General features: G+C 43.0%; 8 protein-coding genes. 2 read left to right on the top strand and 6 right to left on the bottom strand.

Going from position 1 to position 12,897, the window contains the following annotated elements; translation table 11 throughout:
• Positions 1 to 110: 110 nt before the first annotated feature.
• On the bottom strand, positions 111 to 2,711 hold the full coding sequence (locus ABIC84_RS10060; RefSeq protein WP_426584652.1) for a gliding motility-associated C-terminal domain-containing protein: 2,601 nt from the start codon (positions 2,709 to 2,711) through the stop codon (positions 111 to 113).
• Positions 2,712 to 3,231: 520 nt separating this feature from the next.
• Complete coding sequence (locus ABIC84_RS10055) at positions 3,232 to 3,897, bottom strand: FAD-binding oxidoreductase (RefSeq protein WP_426584650.1); 666 nt, start codon at positions 3,895 to 3,897, stop codon at positions 3,232 to 3,234.
• A gap of 382 nt (positions 3,898 to 4,279) precedes the next feature.
• On the opposite strand from ABIC84_RS10055, the gene ABIC84_RS10050 reads away from it, so the two are divergent.
• Both ABIC84_RS10050 and ABIC84_RS10045 read left to right on the top strand, forming a co-directional pair.
• Complete coding sequence (locus ABIC84_RS10050; protein ID WP_426584648.1) at positions 4,280 to 5,761, top strand: glycine--tRNA ligase; 1,482 nt, start codon at positions 4,280 to 4,282, stop codon at positions 5,759 to 5,761.
• Between the two features lie 200 nt (positions 5,762 to 5,961).
• On the top strand, positions 5,962 to 7,113 hold the full coding sequence (locus tag ABIC84_RS10045) for an AI-2E family transporter (protein WP_429263496.1): 1,152 nt from the start codon (positions 5,962 to 5,964) through the stop codon (positions 7,111 to 7,113).
• Positions 7,114 to 7,161: 48 nt separating this feature from the next.
• On the opposite strand, the gene ABIC84_RS10040 is transcribed toward ABIC84_RS10045, so the two are convergent.
• The 4 genes from ABIC84_RS10040 to ABIC84_RS10025 all read right to left on the bottom strand — a co-directional run bounded on the left by ABIC84_RS10040 (position 7,162) and on the right by ABIC84_RS10025 (position 12,855).
• Positions 7,162 to 8,493 carry a M16 family metallopeptidase gene (locus ABIC84_RS10040; RefSeq protein ID WP_426584644.1) on the bottom strand — a complete coding sequence of 444 codons (1,332 nt, stop codon included), beginning with the start codon at positions 8,491 to 8,493 and terminating at the stop codon, positions 7,162 to 7,164.
• Between the two features lie 17 nt (positions 8,494 to 8,510).
• Positions 8,511 to 9,890 carry a M16 family metallopeptidase gene (locus ABIC84_RS10035; protein ID WP_426584642.1) on the bottom strand — a complete coding sequence of 460 codons (1,380 nt, stop codon included), beginning with the start codon at positions 9,888 to 9,890 and terminating at the stop codon, positions 8,511 to 8,513.
• 132 nt (positions 9,891 to 10,022) lie between these two features.
• Positions 10,023 to 10,688: a hypothetical protein gene (locus ABIC84_RS10030; RefSeq protein WP_429263495.1), complete on the bottom strand. Its 666-nt coding sequence runs from the start codon at positions 10,686 to 10,688 to the stop codon at positions 10,023 to 10,025.
• 187 nt (positions 10,689 to 10,875) lie between these two features.
• Positions 10,876 to 12,855: a gliding motility-associated C-terminal domain-containing protein gene (locus ABIC84_RS10025; RefSeq protein WP_429263494.1), complete on the bottom strand. Its 1,980-nt coding sequence runs from the start codon at positions 12,853 to 12,855 to the stop codon at positions 10,876 to 10,878.
• Between the last annotated feature and the right edge of the window lie 42 nt (positions 12,856 to 12,897).

The following is a 12,897-nucleotide window of genomic DNA, read 5'->3' as shown; positions in this document are numbered from 1 at the left end:
AGATTTGAGATTCATGCAAAGCGGAGAGTTAGTTCTGGGGTGTCCGTCCGTCCCGGTATGCCCACCTCGCTCTATGGATAAAGACACCATTTCCTGTTCATGGTTGCTAACTATCGCAACACCGTTACTTCCCCATTCAGTTTTCCGCTGCTGCTCTTAGTATCAATTACATAGTAGTAGGCTCCGGCGGGTACCGTTTTGCCATTACTGGTACCATCCCAGGGCTGTTGATAACCTACCGAGCGGTACATTATGGCGCCATACCGGTTATAAATATTCACCGTGCAATTAGTGTACGACAATAACCCGGGGATAAACCAGGTATCATTATATCCATCGGCATTGGGTGTAAATGTATTAGGTACTATAATTTTTTCAGGAACTGTTACAGCAACCGTAATAACATTTGAATTTACGACAGGGTTAATTATGCATGTCCCTCCCGAAGCCATAGTACAACTAACCACATCACCATCTGCTAAAGTATTGCTGGTAAATGTGGCGCTGTTGCTGCCAACGGTTTGCCCATTAACATACCATTGATAAACAGGATTATCCTGCACATTAGACGGTTGCGCTTTGAAAGTAACCGCAGTGCCTGCAGTTATGGTTCCACTAAACGATGACGTGATGGTTACCGAAAGTGTAACATTTGGATCCGCACTTAAAGAAGCCTGATTAGATACAGGAGAGGAAACGGGTTCACAACCATCGTTATTGGTAACTACGCAGGTTATAATATCCCCTGCGTGCAATGAGCTACTGGTATATGTATCTGAATGATTACCACTATTTTGACCATTTACCTGCCATTGATAACTTGGATGGATACCCTCGTTCATAGCATTAGCAGTATAAGTAACCTCCATGCCATCACAACCGGGGTAGAAAGTAGGCGATATATTCACCGATGGCACAACCGGGGCAGTAACAGCTAATATTTGCGATTTAGGGGTAGCCGCGTTATACAAATCATTACCGCTTTGCGACGCAATGATGGTGGTTGAACCGGCCGCTATGATATGAATAGCTCCCGTTGCCGAAACCGTAGCAATGGCTGGATTGCTACTTACATAAGTAAGCGGAATGGTTGAATTTGAACTTGTTGCCCCAACCGAAAAATCAGGATCACAGGTAGTTTCGGCAGCAATGGCAGGAAAAGTGATTACCTGGTCTTGAGTAATGGTGAACGTTCTTGGTACGGGTACAGCCGCCAAATACTCGTCATTTGCTGCTTGATAAGCTGTAATAACGGTTTGCCCAGGAGCTATTGCATGAATTTGCCCATCGGCACTTACAACAGCTACATTGGCATTGCTGCTTGTATAGGTAATTGGCGTTTCGGCGTGGGTATTGGTACTGGTAGCGCCGGGATGCAGGATATTGTCAATACTCATATTAACTACGTCAGGAATTGGAAAAGTAATAACTGAAGGCGACAGCGTAATATCTGCCACCTCTATACTAAAAGTTGCGCTGTTACTACCGGTGGCATTATAGGCTGTCACAGTATAAACCGTTGGTGGCGATAAAACAGTTGGCGCGCCCGAAATGATACCTGTTTTAGGATCAAATACCATACCTGCCGGTAAAGGTTTATCAATAGTATAACCGGTTATTACTATCTTTCTGACGTCATCAAAACCGTCTTCACCGACAAATAAATTACCTTTTCCATCCATTGCCAATCCAAGCGGCCCACTAAGTATCGCCGATACACCATTGGCGTCTTTTTTGCCGCCTCCTGCTATAATTGTGACTGCCCCATTTGAACTTATTCTTTTGACAGTATTGCCATTATGCTCATTAATATAAATATTACCAGTACCGTCTACCCTAAGCTCACGCGGAAAATTGAAACCTGTAGCAAATGTGGAAACTACGCCTGCAGGGGTTATTTTTCTGATAGCGCTGTTTCCAGAATCCGAAACATATAAATTACCTGCATTATCCAATGCAACAGCAGTGGGTGTGTTAAATGATGCCGAACCCGCCTGACCGTTTTGAAAACCCCTTGTACCACTGCCAGCATAAGTGGAAACCTCGCCGGTTGGTGTTATTTTCCTGATCCGGTTGTTAGCCTCATCAGCAACGTAGATATTTCCGTCATTATCTATTGTTAAACCTCTCGGGCTGGCAAATCTGGCTACCGTGCCTGCACCATTAACAAAACCCGGCATATGTGGTACTCCCGCAATAGTTGTTACTAAGCCTCCTGGTGTTATTTTCCTTATCAGGTGGCTTGCCTGATCACTGAAGTATATATTGCCGGCAGCGTCCGAAAGCAGTGCATCAGGTTCATAAACGGTTGCGGCCGCACCCTGCCCGTCATCCCAACCTCCGTTCCCATTCCCTACAAACTTTGATAAATTTCCTGCCGGAGTTAATTTGTATATTATATTATTATCCCAATCCGCAATAAATACGTTTCCTGCCGGATCAGCAGAAACACCAGTTACAGTATAAAAAAATCCGGGTACACCACTACCGCCGCCACCGCCTGCTATCCTACTTACCTGCCCGTAAATAGTTGCCGGTACCTCCCCGCCCGTATTAGTTGGCGCTAAAGATGGTATAGGATCATTAATCTTATATTTATGTGGTGTTGTATATTTTATTACCGGTGCCTGGGCAAATAAATTTGGAACATAAAAACTTACCAAAACAAGCAGCAGCGCTGTAATTCGTAAAACATAAAACAACCGGTACATTATTGTTCTGATCGGATAAGTTATAAAGTAAAAGCTGGCGAAAATTAAGCTTTTTAACCGATATTATAAATCACTTTCCGGTTAAATATTTCGATGAGTATCCACTTTAATGTAAATCAAAATCTATCTATTACAGATATATCAGGATCACGTCCGTCCGTATGGAGGAGCTGGTTAGCTGCAAACCATTCCGGATGGTAGTTTACTGGATAAAAGTTGTGATAGTGTTATGTACCCCCAAGGCCCAAAAGTTCATATGAACGTCTTTCTGCAAATCTTTTTCAGCCACAGGGCAACATATCATTTGTAAAAAACGTATTACAATACGTAGGTATTAAAGCCTGTCTACTTTTGTTCGTCAGAGAGTGATTCCCCGTGACGGACGGACAGCCGCACAGCTTTATAAATACTGTTTAATAAAAAGGTGTTTTGCAGAGGCGCACCACATGTGTCTGTAATATGCAGGGATAACATGCAAGACAAAGCATAGAAGACCCCACGTGATGCGTCTCCGCATAAACTACCTTTCAAATACCACCGAATCACTATCGGCTCCGAGTTGCCCTAATACACCGCTGAGCTCAGCAACCATAGCATCAGGGCCACATATATAAAAATGCTTTGAGAAATCCTTTATTTCGGCTTTCAGAAAATCAGCATCAATGCGCCGCTGATCATACATACTATCTTTTTGACCGGTAATGATGAAATGCGCGTTTGCACCAAGCATGCTTTTCAGTTCATCACTCAAAATAATATCTTTATCAGTCTTGTTTGAAAATATAAGCTTATTATCGCCTATTGCGCCGTCTTTATTTAATTGCCTCAGTATGGCTAAAAATGGCGTAATTCCTGCACCTCCTGCAATAAAATAGCCAGGGCCTTTATATTCAATAGCTCCCCAAACATCACGAATGATAAGTTCATCGCCCTCGTTAACCTTGCTTAGCTGGTTGGTAACGCCATCATGATCGGTATAGGTTTTTATAGTAAACTCAAGGTATTCATCACCGTTAAGGCAAGTGAACGTAAAAGGACGTGTTTCATTACGCCAACCTTCCTTATTGATTGATAATTCGGTAGCCTGCCCTGGTATAAAGCTGTAACCGGCAGGTTTTTCAAGCCTGAATTGCCTCACATTGTGGGTAACGTACTTTGCAGAAAGGATGTTAACGATTTGTTCCATTTGTGATCGGTATCGTAGGCTTAGTACAATAATAATGCAAAACACCCAATAGTTTATAACTATTTGAAATAATTGTGGATGGTTTACAAATTATGAGAAATGGCTGACTGAATATGAGGGATATATGGAGGTAAGGTTTTTCAAAAATTAAAACATCTCAAGGCGTCACTGATGATAAATAACAAATGCAATCCGGTTTACTGGACTGGCTGTATAGTTATGAATGCTTTGTCGACACAAGTCCAGGAAAGAAGTACTACGAAATAAGCTTTATAAGAACCGAATTTTAAGAAAACGACGTTTTTAGATAACGTCTTGTCTCAAAGTAAATCCGAAATCGAAATTCCCAAATCCGAAATCAAAAATTATCTTTGCAGCTATTATGAGCAAATCAACCGACGAACTTTTTAAAAATGTTATATCGCATGCCAAAGAATATGGCTTTGTGTTCCCTTCCAGCGAGATCTATGATGGCTTAAGCGCAGTTTATGATTACGGCCAAAACGGCGCCGAACTTAAAAACAACATCAAAACCTACTGGTGGAAAGCCATGGTGCAGATGAACGATAACATTGTGGGCATTGATTCGGCCATATTTATGCACCCTAAGATCTGGAAAGCAAGCGGTCACGTTGATGGCTTCAGCGACCCGATGATCGACAACAAAGATTCCAAAAAACGCTACCGCGCCGACCAATTGCTGGAAGACAAGATAGCTAAATACGACAGCGAAGGCAAAACCGATAAAGCTGAACAACTACAGCATGATATGGACGAGGCCCTGAAAGCCGAAGACCTGACCCGCCTGCGCGATCTGATCATTGAGCATGAAATTGCCTGCCCGGTAAGCGGTACCCGCAACTGGACAGAAGTACGCCAGTTTAATCTGATGTTCAGCACCCAGATGGGAGCTGTGGCTGACGATGCTGATACCATTTACCTTCGCCCGGAAACCGCGCAGGGGATCTTTGTAAATTACCTTAACGTACAAAAATCGGGCAGGATGAAAATCCCTTTCGGTATTGCGCAAATTGGCAAAGCTTTCCGTAACGAGGTGATTGCCAGACAGTTCATTATCCGCATGCGCGAGTTTGAACAAATGGAGATGCAATTTTTTGTTCGCCCCGGCACACAAAAAGAGTGGTTTGATCAGTGGAAGGCAGCGCGTTTAAAATGGCACCTTGCTTTAGGTACCGATGCTGTCAAATACCGTTACCATGAGCACACCAAGCTTGCCCACTACGCCGATGCTGCTTATGATATTGAGTTTGAGTTTCCGTTTGGATTTAAAGAGGTTGAAGGGATCCACAGCCGTACCAATTTTGACTTAAGTCAGCACGAAAAATTTTCGGGCAAAAAACTTCAATACTTTGACCCAGAGGTTGATCCTGAAACAGGTAAGCCTTTTGGCAACTATGTACCTTACGTAATTGAAACATCGATAGGTTTAGACAGGATGTTCCTGCTTACTATGATCAACGCTTACGAGGAGGAAGATCTGAGTACCGAAGATAAACAGGACAGCCGCACCGTATTACGCCTGCACCCTTGTCTTGCTCCGGTTAAAGCCGCTATTTTCCCGCTTACCAAAAAGGATGGTCTGCCGGAGAAAGCCCGCGAGATCATGGATAAACTGAAGCTTGATTTCAACATCCAGTACGAGGAGAAAGATGCTATTGGCAGGCGCTACCGCCGTCAGGATGCCATTGGTACACCTGTTTGCGTTACTGTAGATCACCAGACATTAGAAGATAACACCGTAACCATCCGCCACCGCGACAGCATGGCCCAGGAACGCGTTCCCGCCGATCAGTTGGATAAGATCATTGGCGATTTGGTTAGCTGGCGAAATGTGTTGAGTTAGTAGAGTTAATAGATGAACAAGTCATTATAATATGTCCAAAGCCTGCATTAACCGTGCAGGCTTTTTTGCAATTCCCGACAGGCTATTTCGTTCACAAAACGGACGGGCACTACACCAACCCCATCAGCATCCCCCGGGCTAATTATCGGCGAAGCAAACAATTGTTTGTCTTGTTCCTTTCAGTGTAAAATCCTGCGTCTATGCCTGCTGTTAAAGAATACCCCTTTTACCTTAAAAGTACTGTTATACTTTTTGGATTGATATTATTGGTTTATGTGTTTGCCCAACTGGCAGATGTAATGATCCCGCTTGCCTTTTCGGCTTTTATTGCCATTTTGCTTAACCCTGTTAGCAACTGGCTGCAGGAACATAAAGTGCCCAAAATTTTGTCTATATGCTTGGCTATGCTGCTTGGCGCTGTTTTACTGGCAGGGTTGTTCTATTTTCTTTCTACCCAGATCATCCAGTTTGGAGATTCGCTGCCCACGCTTAAAAAGAAGTTTGGTGAAATGTTCATCACCTTTAAAGACTGGGTAGCTACCACTTTTAACTACTCTGTTCAAAAGCAAGACCAGCTCATTAAAGATGCTATGGATAACAGCCAGGCACTGGTAGGCCGCACACTCGGTAATGTGTTAAGCACGTTCGGGTTGATATTTGTGGTACCCGTATATGTTTTCCTGGTATTGTTTTACAAAACCCTGCTCCTCAATTTTATTTACGAAGTATTTTCTGAAGAAAACTCCAAACAGGTTGCCGATGTTTTGAAAGAAACCAAATCGGCCATCCAAAGCTATATCCAGGGTTTATTGATTGAGATGGTGATAGTTGCTGCCATGAATTCGCTGGCCCTGATATTACTGGGTGTTAAGTATGGCATCCTGATAGGCGTAATAGGTGCTATTCTTAACCTGCTGCCTTACCTCGGGGGCATTATAGCCATCTCCCTTCCTGTGCTGATGGCGACGGTTACCAAAGACGGTTACACAACGCAGTTAGGGGTGATCATAGCCTACCTTGTTATCCAGTTTATTGATAATAATATCCTGGTACCGCGCATTGTATCATCAAAAGTGCAGATCAACGCGCTTATCTCCATTGTGGTTGTGCTGTTAGGCAATTTACTTTGGGGCTTATCGGGCATGTTCCTTTCCATTCCGTTTGTAGCGGTCCTCAAAATCATCTTCGACAGGATTGATACCCTCAAACCCTGGGGCAAACTCCTCGGCGATACTGTACCCACCAGGCCCAAAGGCGCAGGCTGGAGCAGGACAAGGAAAAAAGCGGTGCTGCCGGAGGAAAGTGAAAGGGGAAAGGTCAAAAACAAAAAAAGGCGAAAGATAAAAGATTAGCACAGATGCAGCTACCTTTAACTTTTCGCCTTTAACCTTTTACCTAAATTAGTGCATCACCGGATTGTCTCCATTATGCAGTGTACCGTTAATGTACAGCAATTGGTTTACCTTTTTAGGATCGCCCTGGTATACCCATACAATATTGTTGATATACTTACGGAATGCGTTACTTACATCATCGGGAGTAAGTTTCTTTACATCATCAACCAGGGTTAATGAACGTTTCCAGTTATCATGCAATACTTCATTTGCTGCTATTGATGATGCCTGGGCGCTGTTGGTTTCGTTTTTATAGTAGAAACCGGTAAGGTAAGTAACCTTCATATCGGCTACATCTTCGGGTTTAAAACCTTCGCGTTTAATTTTATCAACCAGCTTATCAAACACAGCTATGTATTTATCAGGCTCGGTTGTTGAAACAGAGAACTTGGCAGTTGAGGTTTGACCCGCGCTAAACCAGGCCTGTGGGGCATATGACAAACCGTTATTGGTACGCACCTCCAAAAAGTGCATGTTCGAGAAGATGCGCATGGCTACATTAAAAGCGTTAAAATCGGGTGTACCGGCGGCAGGACCACTGGCGATACCTTCCACATAATTGGTAGCCAAATCACGTTTTTCAACATTGATGCTGTTTTTGTCGGCTCTGAAAGTCGATTTTTTAAACGCGAAAGCCGGGCCTTGTTTAATACCGCTCAGCATACCCTTTACTTTAGCTTCAATAGCAGCCTGGTCAAGATCAGCAACCACCACAATTACCATGCGAGATTTGGTCAGTATGGACTGATAATAAGCTTTTGTTTCGGCAGGGGTTAAGGCTGTAACAATAGCTACGGTTCCACTCGGGTCTTTAGCGTAGTTGGTACCGGCAAAAGCTACTTTATCGGCATATTTATCAATGGCATTATCGGGCTGTGAATCTTCCTGTTTAATGTTATTGATGGCATCCTGCTTAATGCGGGCAAATTCCTTTTCATCAAATTTGGGCTGGGTTATAGCCTCAACATACAACGGCCAAACAATATCAAAGTCGCCTTTAATACAATTCATCCGTACTACCGAATAGTTTTTGTTGCTGCTGCCGTAAACAGTAGCGCTTACTTTATCCAGTTCGTCTTTAAAGCTATTTTTATCATGCTTTAAAGTACCACATTCGGTAAGGGCGCTCATTGCCAGCGACTCAATACCCGCTTTGGTAGCCGGATAGTTTTGCACACCGCCTTTTATGATTGTTTGCACTTCCACAATATCGTTGCCGCTTGGCTGTACAATAACCTTTACGCCATCTACCGTGGTTTCATAGGCCTGTTTTTGCGCCTTAGCTGTATTCCCTATAGCCGTTGCTACCAGCAGGGCAATTATATATTTTTTCATCATGATGAGGTAGTTTTAAATTACTTAGCTGCAAAAAATGAAGCCGCGTTTACTGTTTTATTTAACTCGGGCGCTATGATCAGGCCAGCCGCATATGGCTTGCCAATTACGTAAGTATCCAGGTATTTTTTGATATCGGCACGGGTAACTTTTTGATAGTTGGCATCCAGGTCGGTATAAAAATTAAACGAAGTGCTGCACCACTGGTAGCTGATCTGGCTTGGCAATGATGAAGGCTTTTCTTTAGCTTTAATGTCATTACGGTGCAGGATAGCTTTAGCGGTAGCCATCTGCTCGTCGGTAAAATAGTCGTCCTTGTTCCACATGCTTACCTGGTTCATTAACTCGGTATAGCATTCTTTAAGCTTGTTAGGGTTAGGCACCACAAAAATATCAATGGGGCCTACATAACGGCTGGTAGTATAGTTTACATAAACGCCACTGGCCAAACCTTTATCAACCAATGCCTGCTGCAGTTTTGATGAGTTTAACCCCACAATGGTCGAAAACACGTCGGCAGCAACAGTTGAGGCTGAATCCGTTGGATATGAAGGCCCCTGCCAGGTAAACTCCATATAAGGTGTTTGGGCAATGGTGGCTTCCTTTACAAAATATTCCGGTTTGGTTAAAGGCTTAAATGCAGGAATAGGGAATTTGGTTTGCGGGTCGAAACCACTGTTGGCCCAGTCGCCAAAAATGCTTTCGGCCAGAGCAAAGGCATTATCATGCTTAACATCGCCGCAAATTGTTAGCAAGCTATTGTTAGGAAAATAATATTTATCCTTAATGATCATCATTTTTTCGGGCGTAGCCGTATTGATCACTTCGTGGACACCAATAGGATTTTTGCGGGTGATGAGATCGCCCCAAAGCTTTTGCTGCATACCATACCAAAGCTGGAAACCAGGATCGCTTTCGGCCCGCTGAAATTCACCGTCAACCACCGGGCGTTCCTTTTTCATATCCTCCTCACGATAAATTGGGAAACGGATGGCCGCGTTCATGAATTTTAAGCCAGCTTTAAGGCTGTCCCTGTCAAAAGTGAAATAGTAATTTACGCGCTCGGTATTGGTGGTACCATTCCAGATGGCGCCAAGCTCCTGCGTACGTTTTAAAAACTTCTCCTGGGTTGGATAATCTTTATTAGCTTTAAAAAACATGTGCTCAAAAAGGTGCGACAGACCGCTAAACTCTGGTCCTTCGGTATAGGCACCATTTTTTACAGCTATTTCAATGGTAGTTAAAGGCACTTTGCTGTTTTCAATCACCAGCACATCCAGGCCGTTTGGCAATGTTTTAAGGAAGTAGCCTTCCGGCAACCTCACCTGGGCAGTAGCCATGCCGGCGCTAAAAACTGCGGCCACGCTTAATGCAAAAATTTTGATAAAATTTCGGTTCATATATTTACAATATTTTTAACACTATAAATATATCGGTATAATCTTAAACAAATGAATGATTTAACCGCTTATCCCTAATTTTTTAAAACGAAATTAAGCCTGTGGTGATTTTGGCATATTTACAAACAGCAATTAAATACCAGCTTTCATACTATTATAAGGCAAACCCATGTCATGAGCGGCGTATTGGGTAAGTACGCTGTCTTTTATGGTAATATAATCGCCGGCCTGGCTTACATGCAGCTTTTCAATGCCATCGCGGTTGTCCATAAGGGGAATGGTACGGGATACCACAGTGCCTGTGGTATCAAGCTCAATAATATAAGTTTCTTTTTTACCTCCTGCCATATCAGTAAACGGAACAATAACAGTATGGTTATTATCGTCAATAAACCTGCCTATGATATTTTTCCCGTCAAGGTCGGCAGGGTTTAACCCAAGCAGGTATTTTGCTTTTTCGGGCGACAGTCCCAGTATGTTTAATCTAACGGTATTGCCATCAGCATCTTTAGTAGTATCCTGCATAATAACTTTATCACCTTGCGGGTAGCGGGCTACAGCATAAAAGGTATTAGCACCGGTACTTTTATCATTATGACCGGGAAGTAAAAAGTTAAGCTGCAGGTTGCTCAGCTTAGCGCTGTCGGATTTAATTTGCGAGGTAATGCTCAGCAGCTCGGCCCATTTTAGCCTTCCGTCTATTTTAACAGTAAGGCTGGTAGCGGTATCTGATTTGGTAACCCTTGATATGGTGTAATGCGGCACATTTTTTTTAGTGCAGCCAAAAGCTACAAGCATGATTATTAAGCAAGCGAAGATATTCTTGATCATGTGGCAAAGTTAAACTGTTGGTTTGAATTTGATGACGTTGATTTCGCTGATTTTTTTACCCCCGGTTATAATATCCATTTGCAGCAACACTGATCATGGAAAAACAGACTAAGCCGGTCATTTAGCTCGCCTATTGTAAACAAACACATTTAAGCTACCTCAACAAGGTTACATGCCCTTTTTGAACCTCAACCTGTCCATCGCCCATGGTATAGTTGCACAACCAGTAGTAAACACCCGTAGGCACAGGTTTCCCGTTATAATTGCCATTCCAACCATCATATATACTTTCGGACTCAAATAGCCGCTGACCCAGGCGGTTAAAAACCGTAAGCTTATACGCTATAGGATTGCTGCTTTGATTAGGCCTGAATAAGTCGTTTACGCCATCGCCGTTGGGTGTAAAAGTATTAAAAAACGTAACCGGCTCACATGAATCCTGCGTTATCATAATATCCAATTCCGTAATGATACAACCTTGCTTATCCAGCAGGACAAAGTGGTTGGTGCCGGCGCTGAGGCCTCTTATTGTTTCATCGGGTGTATAACTTTGGCCGCCATGCTTGATAGCGCCGATAGATACCCCTTCTACATAGGTGTTAAACTTTACCTGGCCCGCTAATGTACAAATCGCGTTTTTAGCGGTATATGATACGTAGGGTTTGGTCAAGGCAAAATCGGGTACGGTAACTTGTTTTTCAGCCTGGGATCCGCCAGATGAAGTGATTACTAATTGATAGGTACCCGGTAGCATCCTGTTAAAAACGCCGGTAGTGTTGCTTATACCGTTTAAGCTATATGTATAATGATCCGGATGAGCTGCTGTGAGCACGGTAACATTTGCTTCGCCGTAAAAGTCGCATTCGGGCTTGATGACAATATCATTTACAACAATTGGCGGGCATACTTCCTGTACGAGGGTACAATCTTTTTCGTAAAGCAAACAGCCGTTTGGTGTTATAATTGAAAAGTGATAAACACCCGGGATTAAATCTGCAAAAACATGGTCAATGGGGTAAACCGCATTGTTATATTTTACCTGGTATAACGCTTTATCGGCATTTGTTTCCAATTTAATTGATCCCGCGATATCACAAACCGGATCCGTTTTATTAAAAGTAACAACGGGGTCTTGTAGTGAAAAATCAGGAATATTAAATGGATATGTTTTAGGCTCCTCACCACCATTTGAGGTAATAGTAACCCGGTAATCACCGGGAAGCAGGTTATCAAAAATACCCGTTGTGTTACTTTCTCCCGTATTAAGCTTATAGGTATATTGATTTCCGTGCGGGGCGCAAATAATTTCGGCCCGCCCTTTATTCACCACATTGCATTCCCGGGTCACATTAATGCTTTGAAGCTTAATTACCGGTATTTCACCTGTTTCAACAGTACTGCCGGCATCATAAACTATATAGGGCAGTGAACCGGCAATACCTTTTATAAACATATTTTTCAGGTCGAGTTCGATAAGCTCCGACCTGTTATTGTTTACACCAATAGCATATACCGTTACAGCCCCCCTGGAAGCTACCGATGTTAAACCATATACAACCCGGTCTGTAATAGGTATAACTAATTTACTTTGAGAGAGATCATCGAGAGAGACTTCGACAATGCCATTATAACTTGCCATATATAGCTTATCGTTATAAAATACAAGGTCGCCCGAAGCCCCGTACGGCATAATTCCCAGATTAACAAGCACGGGATTTTTAGGATCAAGTTTATACAGCGAGTTCCCACTGGCCATGTACAGGATCCCGTTTTTATCAACCGTCATTGAATTTACGGGGGGCACCGACGCCAAATACTGGCAATTTGTTACCTGGGGGGTATTACCTCCGGTTATATCAGCTACACTCAATCCACCGAAAGCCAGGGTATAATAGATCTTATTACCCCAAAGCGCAATCGAAAAATAACCCGACCCACAACCATTAACATTTTTTGAAACCGCCCCGTTAGGCGTAATGGTTACCTGTTGTAAAATTCCCTGGTCGGTAGCAGCATAAAACTGCTGTGCGTACCCTTTAACAAAAGTTAAAAGTATAACACTAAACAGCAATGCAGCTCTTTTTAGTAAAAGGTTTAAGTTAATGATATGTTCAGGCACAATAGTTTGAGCCAAATATACAGTATTACTAATATCTACACCATATTAAGTGCAATT

The organism is Mucilaginibacter sp. 3215 (assembly GCF_050433785.1).
Taxonomy (GTDB): domain Bacteria; phylum Bacteroidota; class Bacteroidia; order Sphingobacteriales; family Sphingobacteriaceae; genus Mucilaginibacter.
Note: the sequence above shows the minus strand (reverse complement) of the source record. Positions and strands in the feature narration are given on the sequence as shown.